This window comes from Gorillibacterium sp. sgz306347 (genome assembly GCF_059735245.1).
The window spans coordinates 42,380-59,375 of the sequence record NZ_JCAPET010000025.1 but is presented as its reverse complement, the minus strand read 5'-3'; the positions used below and the strand labels follow the sequence as shown (position 1 = coordinate 59,375).

Below are 16,996 nucleotides of genomic sequence, written 5' to 3'. Positions count from 1 at the left end.
TTTTTTGTCTAAGCGTGTCGAAAACTGTATCCATCGTAGTCGGTTTTCGCCCCGAACACAACCGGGAAGCTTGCAGATCAAGCCTGATACGATAAAACAAGGGTGAGCCGTCTGCAGGCGCAAAAAAAGGGACTGTCCCCCGGGGTCATTGAATGACCGGGAGCAGTCCCTCTCAAGTCCGGCAGGCCGGCGATCAGGATTTGATTTCGTATTGCGAAGCGTCGGAGGGGGTAACCGGCTCGTCGGTGGTGACGTGGCCGAGAAGCGACTCCTCCACCTGGCCTTCGACCTGGATTTGGGTTTGATCCGCGCCGAACTGCTTCAGCACGAGCGCAATCTGGTCGATCAGGAACATTTCGCCGCCGGAGCCAAGGTTGGCGTTTTTGATTTCCTTGGAAAAGCTGACCGTGGCGAGGCCGTTTTCGATTTTCAGGCTTTCAATAACGACGCCCGGAGGCACCAGGTTGGCCAGGTCGTCGCGGCCCGAGCCCTTCATCCATTCTTCCAGGGCGGCTTTCGCCAGTCCGTCTTCCGTGTCGGCCTGGATTTCTTTTTGGACGCCGTATTGGGTCATCAGGTCCGTGTCGGTATAGTACAGGGTGACGGTTTTCGTCGCCTTTTCCGGCGTGCTGGCCGGAGTGGCGGTAGGAGCGGCGGTTGCCGCAGCGGTCGGTTCCGGAACAGCCGGGGAAGCGGGCGAGATGTCGTTTTCGCCGGCTCCTTGCGTTGCCGATTCAACCGGGGCTCCTTGTCCGAGCGGCTGATTGTCGCGCTGCCCGCAGCCGGCTGCGATTATGGAAGCGGCCGCGGCCGCCAGGGCGATTTTCCACAGGTTTGTTTTCATTTCTCTCATCTCCTCCTTTGATGACCCTATCGTAACTCCCCCGTGTAAAACGGATGTGTTGGACATGTAACACTATTGTTACCGAAATCCGGGGAGCTTCGGCCGTTTGTTACAAACCGTCCGTATGGGGTTGTTTACCCGTTTCGCGGACGCTTAACGCGGCAGGCGAAAACCTGCCGGAGAAAACCGGCCGTGCGGCACGGAAAGGGAGCGGTTCGGGTTCCGCGCCGTTCTCCTTACTGTCCGCCGTCCGGGAAAATCAGCCGAAAGCAGGATCCTTCGCCGGGAGTAGAGTCGACCAGGACCTCTCCTCCGTGCAGCTCGACCATCTGCTTGACGATGGCGAGCCCGAGGCCGCTGCCCTCGCCGTTTCGTTCGGCGGCCCGGCGGGAGCGGTAAAACGGCTCGAAGATAAAGGGCAGGTCTTCCTTTGCGATGCCCATGCCCCGGTCGCTAACCGCACACTCGGTCTGCTTTGGCCCGAAGGGGCGGAGGGTGAGACGGATTTCCGTATCCTCCGGGGAATACCGGATGGCGTTGGAAATCAGGTTGTCGAGGCCGGTAAAGAACAAGGAAGGATCGGCGTACAGCGTTTGCCGCTCTCCTTCGTAAACCAGCCGGATTCGTTTTCCGTCGGCCAGACGTTGAAACTCCTCCTCCGCATGGCGGCGGATCTCCTCCCAGGCAATGGCCTCTTTCGCCAGCGGCCGATCGGCCAGCCGGTAAACCCCGAGCATGCCCTGGACGGTGAGCTTCATTTTGTCGAGCTGCTTTTGCAGGTCTTCGATGTATTCGCCGTGCAGCTCCGGCTGGCCGCGCAGATGGGGCAGGTTCTCCACGATCAGCTGCATGGTCGCAAGCGGTGTCTTGAGCTCGTGCGAGGAGGTGCTGATAAAGCGCCTCTGGCGCTTCTCGTAATCGTCGAGCAGCTGCACCATTTGGCGGATTTCCCGGACGAGGCGGCCGAGCTCGTCGTTGCTCCGGTAGTCCAGCTCGAACGAGCGGTTCTGCGGGGTAATCCGCTGCAGATGCTGCATGATCCGGCTGATCGGCCGGGTAAACCAGAACGAGACGGCGTAGAAAACGGCAAAGCCGAACAGCGCCGCGGCCGCCAGAAACCAGGTCATGCGCAGGCGGAATTTGCGGATGTCGCCGTAGACTGCGTTGGCGTCCTTGACCATCAGCAGGTAGCCGGCCTCGGCGCGGTTGTCGATGGCGAGCAGCGTGTACTGGACATGACCGTAAGCATCGGTCCGCAAAAAGACGGAGGCCGGCGGAACGTGGGCCGGCCGGAGAATTTCCAGCGCCAGCGGACTGCCTTCCGCAAGCTGGCGGAAGCTGTCGTATTGGACCCGCCGGGCGTCGTCCAGAAGCAGAAGCCGGGTGCCGAACTGGCCGCTGTAGTAATCCAGGTAGCTCTCCGCGCGCTCGGCGTACCGGGGCAACAGCTCGGTCACGCGTTCGGTGACGGTAGCGCCCTGGGAGAAGGCGAGCTGCCGCTCGTTGTCGATGGCCCGGCTCTTATAGATGTCGGTCATGAACAGCAGGACGGCCATCATGCCCGCCAGCCACAGCAGGGAAAAAACAAACCACAGCCGGTAGCGCAGCTTCATTCCCGTTCACCCAGCGAGTAACCGATGCCCCGCACGGCCTGGAGCGTCCGCAGCCCCGAAAGCTCGGCGATCTTCTTGCGCAGCCGGCTGACGTTCACGTCAACCGTCCGGTCGCTGAAGCCTTCGGACATGCCCCAGACGCTCTCAAACAGAAATTCCCGCGTGTACACGTTCAGCGGATGCTTGATAAACAGGTCCATCAGCTTGAATTCGGTGCCGGTCAGCGGGACGCTTTTGCCGTCGTAAAGCAGACTCAGCTTCTCCTTGTCCAGCTCCAGCCCGTTCCAGGAGACCCGCGTTTCCCCGTTATCGGGACGGGCCATCTGGCTGCGCCGCAAAAGCGCCCGGATGCGGGCCAGCAGCTCGCGCTGATGAAACGGCTTCGTCAGGTAGTCGTCGGCGCCGACTTCAAGCCCTACGACGCGGTCGACGAGTTCTTCTTTGGCGGTGATCATGATGATGGGCACGGGGGATTCCTTGCGGATTTCCCGGCACAATTCCAGCCCGTCCATTCCGGGCAGGGTCCAATCGAGCAGCAGCAGATCGTATTTATGGCGGCCGAATTTCTCCCGCCCGTCTTCGCCGGTATGCGAGGTGTCGACGGTGAACCCTTCTTTTTCGAGGGAGTAGGCGATGTTTTTGGCGAGGATTTTTTCGTCCTCCACCAGCAGAATCCGGTTCAAGGGCAAGGCTCCTTTGCGTCAGGCATTCGTCCGGGAGGATAACTTCTATCCCGGGCCGGTTTTCTTCTATTATACGTTACGCCGGGCGGCAGGAGGCAAGCTTCTTCGTTTAGGGGAGGGGCCGTCCGGGTAAAAAAGAAAAAACGCGCAGGGAGGGAATGGACATGAGCAAATCGGACAACGGGCGCGGCGCCGGGAAATCGGCGGAGGAGACACGGGCCAAGCTGCACGATACCGTAGACAAGACGAAGGAGAAAATCCGGGAATTGAACGAAAAGCTGAACGAAGTATCGGCGAAGATCAATGCAATTCCCGACGGGCTTGGCTTTGGCGCGCCCAAGACGGATTCCTACCATCCGTCGGGCCGGGGCGGAACGCGGGAGCTGCATCCATCCGGCAAAGGCGGCACGCACGAGTATCACCCTTCGGGGGTAAGCGGCGCGCACGAGTATCACCCGTCCGGCGTAAGCGGAACCCGGGACAAGTTTGCCTTTGGCGGGGGCGGACGCGAGAATGCTCCGGTGCGGGATGAGACGCGGGGAAGCTTGGCGGAAGACGGTGCAGGCGGCTCGAACGGCAGGTTGTCCGGCAAAGGGCTCGTGACTTATCGCGCTTCGGAGGAAGGCAGCTCGTTTGCGCAGCGGACGCCGGGGGCCGCAAATGCAGCGGCGGATATGCCGGCCGCCTCCGCCGCCGAGCAGGCTGACGGGACCAAGCCTCCGCGCGATTAAACCGCAGGTGCCGTATTCGGCGTATCGGCTGCCGAACGGGGCGCTAGAAGCAAGCCGACTAATAGCAACGGCACTTCACTGACAGAACCGGCCGGCCGGGAGACCTTCCGTCTCGCGGCCGGCTTTTTTACGGCTTGTTTCCGTCCGGTAAGCTTCTCCCGCTGAATGGGAACAGCGGCGAAAGACCGCCGGAAGGCCGCCGGAAGAACGCTTTCGGCAAAGGACGGAACTCTAACGGTTGCCACAGCGGCTATTTGGCCCAAAAAGCCGCTTTTGAATTTCTAACGGTTGCCACGGAGCTTATTAGCCGGAAAAAGAGCCTTGGCAGGCCAAAAAACCGAGAATAAGCTCTATGGCAACCGTTACAATTTGCAGATGCCCTTTTTCGCCCCAATAACCTCTGTGGCAACCGTTAGCCCGCCTGTCCTGCCGTAGCCCACCTATCCTGCCGTAGCCCGCCTATCCTGCCGTAGCCCGCCTGTCCTCTCGTAGCCCACCTGTCCTCCGGGCCATCGTAGAAATTGCACCATTAGGTTCGTTATATTACGGGTCAGCCAACCCGACATCTCCATAAGCATGTTAAAAAGCGCTTGGTGTCCCAGGGAGGGAGACTGGGCGCGCCCGGGTAAGCGGGGGATGCGTGATCAAGCCTTCGTTGCGCTAGGCATATTCGTTTGTTGCGAAGTAGGAGCGCCGGTTCCCGGACAACCCCGGGACAATGTCGAAGACGCCGCCAGCACCCGCCGCCAACCGCCCGCCGCCAGCACCCGCCGCCAACCGCCCGCCACCAGCACCCGCCGCCAACCGCCCGCCGCCCACCGTCCTCCGGTTTTGCCTTCGAGTTCCCCAACCGCCACTGCTAGCCACCTGCATCATAACCGTGTCCCCCAATGTCGCCCCGCAGCGAGCGCCCCAACCCAAAGCTAGTTTTACAAGCGGGCTTCCGAACGTATGCAACTAGCCCCCTACTCTAAGCAACCTCCCCCGGCGGTATCGTCCACCCTATGCAACTTTCCCGGCGCGTCGCCCGAACATATCCACCTTACTCCACAAATTCGCCCACTCTTTGCCGTTGCCTCAACAAACGTCGCCTGGGCTTATCCAACTTTTTCCATAAATCCGCCGACCACATGCAACTTTACCGGCGCATTGCCCGAGCCTATGCCTTCTTCCCCCCGGTTGCATCTCTCCACTATGGCGTCTCTCTGGCAAGTGTCCTCCGACCCTTGCGATTCTTCCGACGAGCGACCGGTCCGCCTCCGATCCTATGCAACTTGTCAGCCGGCTCCCGCTAATCAAAGTCCGTCTATCCGGCATCTCTAAATTTTTTCCCCCGGCCGGGCCTTTCCCGACTCTTCCAGCCTGGCCTTTACGCTTTCCGCCGCCCGTTCGCCCCACCTCCGAATTCCCCCGCACGTCGCATGGTTTTTCCGCCGGGTTTGCGATAGGATAGACTACAGTGCCATCCAATATCTGAGAGAAGGAGACGATTCATTTGACGGAACCGACTGAATATTCCGAGGGCGGAAGCCCGATTTACCGGTACGAGGCAAAAGAAAGAGAGTGGCAGCCGCCCGAATTCGGCGAGGAAGGCTGGATGGAGAAAATCGAGCAGCACGTCGCCCGCTTTTACGGTCCGGCGGATCAGGTGTTTCACGAGATCGTTTCCGATCTGATCCATGTGGACGTGCATCACATCAAGCCGACGGCGGAACGCCCTTATCATGTGCTTTTTACGACGGGCATGAGTTATCTTCCGATGACGGTACCGGAGGGGCTGGAGGAGTTCTGCTACGCGGAGCTGATGGTCTGCCTCCCCGCGTCGTGGCCGATTTCCCAGGAGGCCTTCGAGAACCCGGACAACTACTGGCCGGTCCGCTGGCTGAAGGTGCTGGCCCGCTTCCCGCATGAATACGACACCTGGTTCGGCTTCGGGCACACGATTCCGAACGGCGACCCGGCCGGTCCGCTGGCGTCGAACACCAGGCTCAACGGCTTTATTTTGCTTCCTCCCGTCGACGTTTCACAGGAATTCCTCACGCTTCCGATGGGCGATGACCGCATCGTGCGGTTTTATAATCTGGTGCCGCTTTACGAAGAGGAAATGAACCTGAAGCTGAAGCGCGGAGCCGATGCCCTTACCGAGCGGTTCGACAAAGCGGGTATCAATGAAGTCATCCAGCTGGACCGGAAAAACGTAGGCAAGGCCTCGCTTTTCTCCTTTTTCAAGAAATAACGTACGCTCGGACAAGCCGGAGCATCCGCTCCGGTTTTTTGTTTTTCTTCCCGCCGTTCTTTTTTCTCCCGCCCCCCGGATGTTAACCAAACATTCATGGAAACCCTCCACAAGGCGATGCGATTTTGTTACAATTGTTAAGGCTATGTTAAACTCTTCGCAATTGGCGGGAAAATGGCGCTTGCTCCACCCCGGAAACAGCAAACCGGGAGGACCGGGTGCGGAGGACGCAGCTATGAGAAAACGATTACTGATCATCATCGGCGTTATGCTGATGGCCGTGATCACGACAGGCTCCTTGGGAGAGCCGACGAGCAAAGCGCTCGGAAACATGTACGAGAAGAGCGGCAAGAAAAACGTGATCGCCGTGCAGCTGGAATCGTTCCAGTCGTTTGTGCTGAACAAGGAGCTGAACGGGCAGGTGATCACGCCGAACCTCAACGCCCTTATCGGGGAATCGCTTTATTACCCGAATTTTTATTTGCAGAACGGCGCGGGCAACACCCTGGACGCCGAGTTTATGTTCAACACCTCGTTGCATCCGCTCGCGCCGAAAAACGTCATCTCGTTCGTCGAGCCGAACAAGCAGTACAATTCGCTGGCCCGTTACCTGCGCACGGAAGGGTACGAGACGGTGACGATGCATACGAACAACGCCATGTTTTATAACCGGAAGGAATTTTATACGGCGCTGGGCTTTCAGCATTATTACGACAAAAAGTTTTTCGGCATCGAGGATTTCATCGGGTTCGGCGCTTCCGACGATGTGCTGTACGACAAAGGCTTTGGCGTCCTGGAGGAATTTGCGAAAAAGGGACAGCCTTTCTACGCGCACATCATCAGCATGAGCAGCCACCATCCGTTCAACTTGCCGGATAAATTCGAGGAGCTGGTGTTGCCTCCGGAATACCAAGGCAATCTGGCGGGGGCTTACCTGCAGGCCGCCCATTACGCGGATGCGGCGCTCGGGCGGTTTATCGAGCGGCTGAAAGCTACGGGGCTTTGGGAGCATACGGTGTTTGTGGCGTATGGCGATCACACGGGAATCCAGATGGGAATGGTGGAGGAGGCGGAAGCGAAGGCGCTGAAGGACTTCCTCGGCCATGACTATACGCTGGTGGACGCGCTGAAGGTTCCGTTTTTGATCCATCATCCGGACCATGCGCCGCAAAATAGCCCGACGGAGGGCGGCCATCTGGATATGCTCCCTACGCTGTTGAGCGTGATGGAATATAACCCGGGTTATACCTTTTTCGGATACGACCTCACGCAAGGGCAGGAGCATCCGGTTGCGGTCCGGGGCGCGTACGCCGATCCGGGCACCTATGTCCTTGGCGGTACGCTGTACAACCCGAGCAAGAGCATCGCGTTCGACACCGCAACGGGCAAGCAGCGCGAAGCGGCGGAAACGGAATACGCGGCGACCGAAGCGGAGGTGCTGCGGCGGTTCGCGGAGTCGGACGCTTACATTCCGACGCTGCCGGAAAAGACCGAGGATTTCGGAGAAACGGTTATCCTGACCGAAGACGCCGAGATGTACGCCTCTCCCCACACCGGCGGGGAAAAGCTGGGCGTCACGGTGCCCGCGGCGGAAATCACCGCCTGGGATTCCCGCGAGGGCGGCTGGTACAAGCTTGTCCATGAAGGCAAGGAAGGCTGGATTCAACCGCAGCATCCGATCACGGAAACGTGGGGCCTGATCAAAACCAAGGCCAAAACCAAGCTGTACGAGCTGCCGGACGAAACTTCGAAGTCTTACCTCACGGTCGGCATCCAGAACGTGAACTTTACCCAGGAGTGGCAGGGGAAGAACTGGTACAAGATCGTCACCTGGGCCGGCGAATATTGGGGCAAAATCGAATAGACGAATAGAGATGGGCGGATCAAAAAAAAGCGGCGCAGCTCTCACCGGATGGGTGGGGCGGTGCCGCTTTTTCATGTGCCCGGCAGCAGTCTAAGTTGGCTGGAACCATCCGGGGCTCGTTTTTTGCAGGGCGGTGACCTGAGAGTTCCCGACATCCGGAGGACTTCCGCTGGCAGGGTGGAACAAGAAGTGCAAAACAGCAACTATTTGCACCGTTTTTCGCTGTTTTTGGCTGAATAGCTGCATAGAGGCAACTATTCCTTTCCTTTTCTCCAATTATCGCTTGTTTGGTAAGAAATAAGTGCGTGTACGTCCTTATTTCCTGTCAGAACTCGAAAATCATTGGAAATAAGGATCGTTTTGCATTTATTTGCATGGCCCTTCGTGGCCTTCGCTCGCTCGATTCCCAACCGCTCGCCATTTTGGCCCAAGAAAGCGTTATTTGTTTGAAACGTGCCAATAACCTTGCCTTTAGACGGGTTGGCAGCACAAATTGCCTTCGCCTTTTTCGAGAGCCGCTTTTAAACTGCCGAGAACACCTGACCAAGCCATTTGATGCCAATTGATCGCCTCCGCCCATGCTTCGGCGTTTTGAAAGCCTGTATGACGGACATTGACTTTGGTCGTGGTTTCATCCAGCTTTGTAAAGCTGGCTTTTACCACGGTTAATGCGTCTTCCTTGTTCATCAGGTTTTGAAATTGGTCGGGGCCTTTCCACGTAAACTGAAGCTCTTCCCGGTCGGCGAGCTTAACGATTTTGCAGCCTCTTGTATTCATCTGCGTCGTGTTCCCTGGAATAAAATAGAGTTCATATGCTCCGCCTGTTTTCGCTTCTACGATCGCTTCGGGAGCAAACCACTCGGTAACTCTCTCAGCTATAACCCAGGCATACCAAACAAGCGGCAAAGGGGAGTGAATGATAACTTCGCTTGTTACAGCCGTTTCATTAGAAGTTGTCAAAAGAAGTCCTCCTCCAAATCAATGTGTTTACGCTCGCTGTATTATATCATGCAAAATAATCGCCTCGCCGCTGCTCCGCTCCATAGCAGGGCCCATGAGCAAGCCGTTAGGGATTCCGCCTGAAGTTTGGTATAGTTTGGGATGGGCTGCACATGTTAAAAGGGCAAAAAATGTTAAGGAGCTGATCTTGGTGGCAAACATCGTTTTCATTTCGCCAAACAAGTACATACAAGGGCAAGGCGCTTTGCAGGAGCTGGGTCGGCAGACAAAGGCTCTGGGCAGCAAACCGCTGATCTTGGCCGATGACGTGGTTTGGGGGATTACGGGGGAGCGCATCAAGCAAAGCTTGTCCTCGGAGCAGATGGAGTTTCATTTTGTTTCTTTTAACGGGGAGGCTTCTTCCAATGAAGTGAACCGGATCGCCGAAGAGGGGAAGGCGAACTCCGTTGATTTTGTCATTGGCGTTGGCGGAGGCAAAACCCTGGACACGGCGAAGGCCGTTTCAGATGAACTGAAGGCCAGGGTGGCGATTGTTCCAACCACGGCATCCACCGACGCTCCTACAAGCGCATTGTCCGTTATTTACAGCGACTCGGGTGTATTCGAGTCTTACCGCTTTTACAATAAAAATCCCGACCTGGTCCTGGTGGATACCGCCGTTGTCGCAAAAGCGCCTGCGCGTTTGTTTGCTTCGGGAATTGCCGACGCGATGGCCACCTGGGTTGAAGTGCGGGCGACGGTAAAAAGCAACGGCTCGGCAATGTCCGGCGGGAAGACGAGCATCGCGGCGCAGGCCATTGCCAAAGCCTGCGAAGAAACGTTGTTCCAATACGCCATTCCCGCTTATCAGGCGGTGCAAAAAGGCCTGGTCACTCCGCACGTCGAGGCGGTTGTCGAAGCGAACACGCTGCTTTCCGGACTCGGCTTTGAAAGCGGCGGTTTGGCGGCGGCCCATGCGATTCACAACGGCTTTACCGTTTTGACGGGCGACATTCACCATCTGACGCATGGAGAGAAAGTCGCATACGGCACGCTTGTGCAGCTGATGCTTGAACGCCATCCGGAGGAAGAGATTCTCAAGTACATCGCCTTTTACCGGAAGCTCGGCCTGCCGACAACCTTGAAGGAGCTGCATCTGGAGCAGGTCGATTACGAGCAGCTGCTCAATGTGGGGAAAGCCGCCACGCAGCCGAATGAAACGATGTCCAACCTGTCGGATGAAATTACGGCCGAGCAGGTGGCCCATGCGATTCTGGCCGTCGATGCGCTGAGCAAGCAGCAGGTTCCGTAACGTTTAGTCGATCATTGAGCAGAGGGCGGCAGCATTGCCCTTTTTCACGTTTTAACTTCCGGGTTGGATGGGTAAACAATGGATAGAGATCGGATGGAAACAAGGCGGAACGACCGGGACGGCCCGGGAAGCGAATTGCGCTCCCGCGGACGGCCCGCCGGGAGAAGGCGAACGCAAATCCGCTCCCGGGTCGCGCTGTCTTGTTTTTTGCCGGTTTTTTTCACGTATATGCAAGCAAGAACATGGGGAGGCGGTTGGAGTGGTGCGGAATCATACGATCATGCAATTTTTTGAATGGCATGTGCCTTCGGACGGCAAGCATTGGGACCGCCTGAAGGAGCGGGCGGCCGAGCTGAAGGAACTGGGCATCGCGGCCGTCTGGGTTCCGCCGGTCACCAAAGGGCAGTCCGCCGAGGATACGGGCTACGGGGTGTACGACCTGTACGATCTGGGGGAATTCGATCAAAAAGGGACGGTCCGGACCAAATACGGCACCAAAGAGCAGCTGCTGGACGCCATTGAAGAATGCCATCGGCAGGGGATCGGCGTCTACGTCGATGTGGTGATGAATCACAAGGCGGGTGCGGACGAAACGGAAACGTTCCGGGTCATCGAGGTGGACCGGGAGGACCGGCACAAGGAGATTTCCGAGCCGTTCGACATCGAGGGATGGACCAAGTTCACGTTTCCGGGCCGCGGCGACGCCTATTCTTCCTTCAAGTGGACCTTCGAGCATTTCAACGGGACGGACTATGACGCAAAGACGGGCAAATCGGGCATTTACCGGATTCTCGGCGAGAATAAAAAATGGAACGAAAACGTCGACGACGAGTTCGGCAACTACGATTACCTGATGTTCGCCAACATCGACTACAACCACCCGAAGGTCATCGAGGAGATGATCCAATGGGGAAAATGGCTCGCTTCTACGCTGAACTGTGACGGCTACCGGCTGGACGCGATCAAGCACATCAACCATAACTATATCCGCGAGTTTGCCAAAGCGATGGTCAAGGAGCGGGGCGAGTCCTTTTACATTGTCGGAGAGTTCTGGAACACCATCCTGGCCGATTGCCAGACCTTTTTGGACAATGTCGATTACCGCATCGATCTGTTTGACGTTACCCTTCATTACAAGCTTTACGAAGCTTCCAAGGCGGGCGGGGCGTTTGACCTGCGCACCATTTTCGACGACACCCTGGTGAAGTCGCATCCGATGCAGGCCGTCACCTTCGTGGACAATCACGATTCGCAGCCGCATGAAGCGCTTGAGTCGTGGGTCGAGGACTGGTTCAAGCAAAGCGCCTATGCGCTTATTTTGCTGCGGCGGGACGGGTACCCCGTTGTGTTTTACGGAGATTATTACGGCATCGGGGGCGAGCAGCCCATCGAAGGGAAAAAGGCGGCCCTGGACCCGCTCCTTTACGCCCGCCGGAACCGGGCTTACGGAGAGCAGGAGGATTATTTCGACGACCCTCACCTCATCGGCTGGGTGCGGCGCGGCGTACCCGAGGTGGAAAAATCGGGCTGCGCTGTGGTGATCAGCAACCAGGACGGCGGCGAAAAACGGATGTTCGTCGGGCCGGAACGGGCCGGTGAGGTGTGGATTGATCTCACCGGGACACGCGAGGAGCGGGTGGTGATCGGAGAGGACGGCTTCGCGTCGTTTTTCGCCAACGGCGGCAGCGTCTCCGTATGGGCTCGGCCGGAGATTGACCTGGAGGCCGAATAAAACGGACGCAGCCTGCCTAATCGCGGAGCGCCATTGCGAAAGCAGAGCGGCTTCGGGGGAAACCGGGCGCCTTTGTGGAATTTGTACGGCTTTGCGGGAGCAGAGCGCCTTTGCAGAAACAGAACCGCTTCGCGGAAACCGGGCGCCTTTGCGAAAAACGCCAGTTTTCCCTGCAACCTTTGCCCGAAAGCGTCCGTCTGGAGAAATGGATGAAACGACCAACTGGATGGAGCGTGATACGAATGAAACACAAAAAAGGGTTGGCCGCTGCTCTCGGGCTGGCGGTGCTGCTGGGAACGGCGGGTAACGCATTCGCTTTCAGTGATGTGAAGGGCGACGCCGCCGAGCGTGAAATTCTGGCTTTGAAGCAAGCCGGCATCCTGTCCGGCCAAAATGCGCAAACCTTCGCCCCGAAGGCGAAACTTACGTATGCGGAAGGAATCCGCATGATCGTCAAAGGACTTGAGATCGAAAGCGATCTTCCCGAATGGGAGGCTCCGCCGGCAAGCGGGTGGTTCAAGAACATTCCCGACAGCGCCTGGTATGCCTATTCTTTTGTCGCAGCCAAGGAAATTGGCCTGCCGGTCGGTGCGGATGTGCAGCCGAAGGCGGCGATCACCCGCGAGGAATACGCCGATCTGCTGTTCAAGGCGCTCGACACCAAAGGCGACTACGCCTTCACGGAGCAGTACATCTTGATCTCCGACGAACAGCAGGTGGCCCGGGAGCGGATGGGCAGCATTCAACTGCTGCTGATCGCCAAAATCGCCGAGCTGGATAAAAACGGCGCCTTCCACCCGAAGCAGCCGATCACCCGCAGCGAAGCTGCATTGTGGCTGTCCAAGACGATCGACTTCATGGTAGAGCACGCGGCCCATACGCCGGAAAGCGTCACGCTGTCGTATGATTTCGGAGACGAGACGGTGACCGAAGCGGCTTACTACCAGGCGGGGCAAGGATATTCGATTTACGTGCCGGACCGGTTTACCATGGATGCGGCGGGCGCCGGCAAAGACGCCATCGTCTCCGACGAGGTGCCGCGCAGCACCATGACCATTGAAGTCGTCGACAACACCATCGACACCGACAAGCAAAAGGAAATAGCCATGAAGGAACTGAAACTGGCTTATCCGGACGCGCAGCCGGAGGTGACGAAGGCTGACGGCGGACCGTTTGTGGAGAAAGCTTACTTCCAGGCATTCGCCAAGGACGCCCAAACCCGCACGTATATTTATCTCGTGCCGCATGACGGCCAGACGTATCGCATTACCATGAACGTATGGGAATCAGAGGTTCCGTTCCTGACGGTGTTCCATGCCATGCTGGGAACGGTGGAAAAGGAGTAACGCCGTTTTTTGCCCGGCTTAGCCACGGACGGCAGATAAGTGTCTAGAATGAAACGAGGCTGTCCCTCATTTTTGGAGGGACGGCCTTTTTGGTGGAAGCGGCCCAAACGTGTTCCGTAATTGGAGCGACTATTAGTAAGTTAATTGCAAGAATGCAGTTATTTAGAGCCGGAACACGGGAATGGTTGAGAATAAGAACACTGGAGCAACTAATGGTCCGATTTTTTCGGTTTTTGCTGTTTGGAGCCTAAATAGTTGCGGTTTTGAAATAATATGCCGAATAGGAGTCAAAATCGTTTCATTAGTTGCATTTTTGCAGCTATCCGCAAGAGCCGCCCACTCGATAATCAGATTGCCAACCATTGATGACGTCTCGGCCTAAGGGGGGCCATGCCCGGCAAACTGCCGAAAAAGCATAGAATAATTGTGAAAAACCGGAAAGGGAAAGGAGAACCTCCTTTCCGTTTCCGGTTCGTCTTTTGCATGAGAGTCCATTCATTTCCCGGGGAAACCTGTATGAGGACCGCCGGTTTGTTTCGGGCCGGGACATCACACTGTCAACGCGCAGACATGCCGCCGAAGCCGATAGCCCGTACCGACTCGGAGCCCGATGCCATCCACAACAGGGGCCTTTGCAGCGCTGCGATGGCGCAGCTCCGCTTTCGCAGCGAGTGGAGAACTATCGCTTCGTTATCTTCAGTCCGCCTTGGCTGCAAGGCGAAGGACTTCGAACGAAGATGGCGAGAGGCGTCCGCCGTATACGGACGAGCCGTCCGGGTTTACGGCTATCAGCCGGCAGCCGCCGCGCGGGCGCGACAGGCATTCCAGCGCTTGTCCGGCCGGGACGGTAACCGTCCAATGACGGGCCACGGAATCAAAGGTCTCCAGCATAAACGTATCGTTGTCGTACGGGAAGAAGCCGAAGGACGCGGGCGCTTCCAGCTTGTAGGCGAGCAGGGAGCCGAGGAGCTCCTCGCGCAGCCGGGTGACGGTTCCGGCCGGAAGCTTCCGCAGGTCGTCCATCTGGTCCGGCACGATCAGCGAATAAAGCTTGCCTTTGCCGTAGTGATCGTACATCAGAACGGGGATATTGTTTTGCCCGTCCAAGGCGACGATGGACTGCCAGGTGCCGTTGGTGCTGTAATCAAACACCGGGAAAGGGATCTTCTCGGCGGCATCCTCGAAGGTATCGAAGCTGCACAAGTTGGTGTCGGCGGCAAACCGCTGCACCGCCATTTTCTTGCCGGTCGGACGCAGCGTGGTGAAATCCTCGATGCCCCGGCCGCTCATGCGGGTCAGGAAGCCCGAAGTAAACACGGCTCTGCCGCCCTGAAGCAAATAACGCTTCAGCCGTTCGACAATTTGCTCGTCCCGCGCCGAGGCCTCGGTGATAAGCAGCGGCCGGCTGATGTCCTCGGGGAAATCCGGGACGGGCTCCAGCGGAATGCCGAGCATGCCGAGGTAATCGTAAAGGTGGTCTTCGCCGTGCGAGTGACGCGGCAGGTAAACCGGCAGTCCGACGGGTTCTCCGATTTCCCCGGCCACGCGGTCCAATTGGTCCAGCCGGAAGCCAAGCGCGGGCACGTAAACGGTGTCTTTCAGCGAATGGTAGCAGAAAAGCGTCAGTTCCTTTGCTTTGCCGAAGACGCTCAAATGCGCCTGCTCCAGATAATTGTCGATCGTGGTGCAGTCAAAGTTGTCGAACCAGGCGCCGCCGTTTTGTCCCGGCTTCAGCCGTTCCATCCAGCGCAGAAGCGAATAGGACGCGTAGCGGGGAATGTGCTGCTGGCTGATCGCGGGGTCCCGCGTTTCCGTGCCGGTATAGATGCCGTCAAAAATATGCGGCTGCGCTTCCGTATTGTATCCCGAAGCGGCATAGGATTCGTTCCAGTTCGGGTATTTGATGACCATCTTCACATTCGGATTGACTGCTTTGGCGGGGCCGACCACCAGGTTTTCGGAAACCTCGGCCATCAGCTCCAGCCGGAATTCCTCCCAGCTCCGGTCGCCTTTGCGCTTCAGGCAGTCGTAGCAGCGGCAGTTTGTGAAGAAGAAGTCGTCGAGAATAATTTCGTCGAATACCGAAGCTGCTGTCTCTACCGCTTCCTTGAACTTGGCGCGCGACGCTTCTTCGGTATAGCAGATGCCTCCAAACAGCCTTTTGAAGCCAGGCCGGTAGGCGTCTCCGAGCGTCGGCGTGATGCCGCCGGCCGTCTCGATGCCCCGCTGCTCGAAAAAGCGCTTCAGCTCGCGCAGACGGTCCGCGCCAATGCTTGTGTCGCCCCGGTGGTTTTCAATGTAGACCTTCGATACCTTGAGATGCTTTTCAAAAAAATCGAGTTCTTGTCCGATTTGCTCCAGGCTTCCGTTCAGACAACTTGCGGTGCAGTAAATGGCCAGACGGAAATTTTCGTAGGTTTGAGACATGTAAAGTCCTCCGTTTTGCCTCTTCGCCAGCTGGAGTGTCTGTCCGCGTCTATCGGTCAAACAACTTTGGCGGTGGGCGGAATGAAAGCGCAACAAATGCTCTTTTTCCACCTCATTATAGGTGCTATACTGATGGCATAGTATGACGTACCCAACCAAAACAATCAGGAATCCAACTTTCCGGTGCAAAAGGAAGAACGTCCATGACAACGATCTGTTTCAAAGCCCCGACTTTGCCCTATTACATCCAAAGCGGCCATAACGTGGCAGGCCCGGGGAGGCGGCATCCGGAACGGCGGGCCATCGGCGAGTTTGATCTGCTGGTGGTCAAACGCGGCGGCCTGTTCATCGGAGAAGGAGACCGCCATTATGAGGTGGAGGAAGGCTGCGCGCTGATTTTGCGGCCCGACCTGCACCATTATCCGACCGCCGGCTGCGTACAGACCACCGAATCGTTCTGGCTGCATTTTCAGACGGAAAGCGGCTGGCACGTTGACGCCGGACCTGAGAACGCGGCAGGCGTGTCCGGACGAACGATAAAAAAGGGAGCCGCAGGACCGGAGCTTCAACCTGACGGGGAGGCCGGCGCAGGCGCGGCGACCCGAGGTACGCTGCATGAGGCCGGGGAGAACAGCGGCGCGGCAAAAGCCGGTGCCAAGGAGGACCGGCCCGGACTCGCGCGGTGCGCCGCCGACGAAAAGGCGCAGCCGCCGGGCGCTCCGCACTGCTCCTTCCGCAAAGGCCACTTTACGCTGCGCATTCCCCAGTTTACGCATCTGGCGCAGCCGACCGAAACCTACGGGCTTCTGACGCGGCTCGCTTTCCTGGAGCGGGATTCGCATCTGGACGAAGTCCGCTGGACCCAGCAAATCCTGTTCCAGCAGGTGCTCCAGCTACTGGCCGCTTCGTCTTCCGCGCGGGCTTCGAATCCGGCGGCCGGCATCGCAGACCAGGCGGCCTCCTACCTGCGTGCGCGCTTCCGCGAGCCGGTGACCGCCGAAGAGCTGGGCGGAAGCCTGCGCTTCCACCCGGTGTACATCGCGCGCTGCATGCAGAAGCAGTTCGGCTGCTCGCCGATGGAATACCTGCTGCGCTACCGGCTGGAGCAGGCCAAGCTGCTGCTGCTCCAAACCGACCTGCCGGTGCGGCTGGTCGCCGCCGAGGTCGGCTTCCAGCAGCCCGCCTATTTCACGGCCCGATTCCGCCAATGGGAAGGCGTCACGCCGCGCGAATACCGCCGCCGTTTCCTTGGCGAAGGGCGGGAATAGT

At 57.9% G+C, this 16,996-nt stretch carries 12 protein-coding genes; 7 read left to right on the top strand and 5 right to left on the bottom strand.

Annotated elements, in window-relative coordinates; all coding sequences use genetic code 11:
* Positions 1-193 precede the first annotated feature (193 nt).
* From AC6I6H_RS14395 to AC6I6H_RS14385, 3 genes are all read right to left on the bottom strand, one after another.
* Positions 194-844 carry a GerMN domain-containing protein gene (locus tag AC6I6H_RS14395; RefSeq protein ID WP_497954580.1) on the bottom strand — a complete coding sequence of 217 codons (651 nt, stop codon included), beginning with the start codon at positions 842-844 and terminating at the stop codon, positions 194-196.
* A gap of 236 nt (positions 845-1,080) precedes the next feature.
* Complete coding sequence (locus AC6I6H_RS14390) at positions 1,081-2,457, bottom strand: sensor histidine kinase (protein WP_497954579.1); 1,377 nt, start codon at positions 2,455-2,457, stop codon at positions 1,081-1,083.
* Positions 2,454-3,140 (bottom strand): response regulator transcription factor, encoded by a 687-nt coding sequence (locus AC6I6H_RS14385; RefSeq protein WP_497954578.1) that lies wholly within the window; start codon positions 3,138-3,140, stop codon positions 2,454-2,456. The genes AC6I6H_RS14390 and AC6I6H_RS14385 overlap by 4 nt, the downstream gene beginning before the upstream one ends.
* A 164-nt stretch (positions 3,141-3,304) precedes the next feature.
* Here AC6I6H_RS14385 and AC6I6H_RS14380 point away from each other — a divergent pair, with 164 nt between their 5' ends.
* The 3 genes from AC6I6H_RS14380 (at position 3,305) to AC6I6H_RS14370 (ending at position 7,971) form a co-directional block, all read left to right on the top strand.
* Positions 3,305-3,871 (top strand): hypothetical protein, encoded by a 567-nt coding sequence (locus tag AC6I6H_RS14380; protein WP_497954577.1) that lies wholly within the window; start codon positions 3,305-3,307, stop codon positions 3,869-3,871.
* Positions 3,872-5,366: 1,495 nt separating this feature from the next.
* Positions 5,367-6,107, top strand: coding sequence for a suppressor of fused domain protein (locus AC6I6H_RS14375; RefSeq protein ID WP_497954574.1), 741 nt, complete (start codon positions 5,367-5,369; stop codon positions 6,105-6,107).
* 235 nt (positions 6,108-6,342) lie between these two features.
* A complete protein-coding gene (locus AC6I6H_RS14370; protein WP_497954573.1) occupies positions 6,343-7,971 on the top strand; it encodes a sulfatase-like hydrolase/transferase in 1,629 nt (542 codons plus the stop codon).
* 471 nt (positions 7,972-8,442) lie between these two features.
* On the opposite strand, the gene AC6I6H_RS14365 is transcribed toward AC6I6H_RS14370, so the two are convergent.
* Positions 8,443-8,931, bottom strand: coding sequence for an SRPBCC family protein (locus AC6I6H_RS14365; protein WP_497954572.1), 489 nt, complete (start codon positions 8,929-8,931; stop codon positions 8,443-8,445).
* Between the two features lie 190 nt (positions 8,932-9,121).
* On the opposite strand from AC6I6H_RS14365, the gene AC6I6H_RS14360 reads away from it, so the two are divergent.
* The 3 genes from AC6I6H_RS14360 to AC6I6H_RS14350 all read left to right on the top strand — a co-directional run bounded on the left by AC6I6H_RS14360 (position 9,122) and on the right by AC6I6H_RS14350 (position 13,300).
* The gene (locus AC6I6H_RS14360) at positions 9,122-10,222 is read left to right on the top strand and encodes a glycerol dehydrogenase (RefSeq protein WP_497954571.1); all 1,101 of its coding nucleotides are present in this window, start codon (positions 9,122-9,124) and stop codon (positions 10,220-10,222) included.
* A gap of 259 nt (positions 10,223-10,481) precedes the next feature.
* A complete protein-coding gene (locus tag AC6I6H_RS14355; RefSeq protein ID WP_497954569.1) occupies positions 10,482-11,954 on the top strand; it encodes an alpha-amylase in 1,473 nt (490 codons plus the stop codon).
* 242 nt (positions 11,955-12,196) lie between these two features.
* Entirely contained in the window at positions 12,197-13,300 is a 1,104-nt protein-coding gene (locus tag AC6I6H_RS14350) for an S-layer homology domain-containing protein (RefSeq protein WP_497954568.1), read from the top strand.
* A 696-nt stretch (positions 13,301-13,996) separates the two neighbouring features.
* Here AC6I6H_RS14350 and AC6I6H_RS14345 read toward each other — a convergent pair.
* Positions 13,997-15,727, bottom strand: coding sequence for a permease (locus AC6I6H_RS14345; protein WP_497954566.1), 1,731 nt, complete (start codon positions 15,725-15,727; stop codon positions 13,997-13,999).
* 203 nt (positions 15,728-15,930) lie between these two features.
* On the opposite strand from AC6I6H_RS14345, the gene AC6I6H_RS14340 reads away from it, so the two are divergent.
* Positions 15,931-16,995 carry a helix-turn-helix transcriptional regulator gene (locus tag AC6I6H_RS14340; protein WP_497954565.1) on the top strand — a complete coding sequence of 355 codons (1,065 nt, stop codon included), beginning with the start codon at positions 15,931-15,933 and terminating at the stop codon, positions 16,993-16,995.
* The last annotated feature ends 1 nt before the right edge of the window (position 16,996 follow it).

What these genes read in the sequence shown, in the direction of transcription:
- AC6I6H_RS14395 (WP_497954580.1), bottom strand. Translation starts at nt 844, where the DNA reads ATGAAAACAAACCTGTGGAAAATCGCCCTGGCGGCCGCGGCCGCTTCC.
- AC6I6H_RS14390 (WP_497954579.1), bottom strand. Translation starts at nt 2,457, where the DNA reads ATGAAGCTGCGCTACCGGCTGTGGTTTGTTTTTTCCCTGCTGTGGCTG.
- AC6I6H_RS14380 (WP_497954577.1), top strand. Translation starts at nt 3,305, where the DNA reads ATGAGCAAATCGGACAACGGGCGCGGCGCCGGGAAATCGGCGGAGGAG.
- AC6I6H_RS14370 (WP_497954573.1), top strand. Translation starts at nt 6,343, where the DNA reads ATGAGAAAACGATTACTGATCATCATCGGCGTTATGCTGATGGCCGTG.
- AC6I6H_RS14350 (WP_497954568.1), top strand. Translation starts at nt 12,197, where the DNA reads ATGAAACACAAAAAAGGGTTGGCCGCTGCTCTCGGGCTGGCGGTGCTG.
- AC6I6H_RS14345 (WP_497954566.1), bottom strand. Translation starts at nt 15,727, where the DNA reads ATGTCTCAAACCTACGAAAATTTCCGTCTGGCCATTTACTGCACCGCA.
- AC6I6H_RS14340 (WP_497954565.1), top strand. Translation starts at nt 15,931, where the DNA reads ATGACAACGATCTGTTTCAAAGCCCCGACTTTGCCCTATTACATCCAA.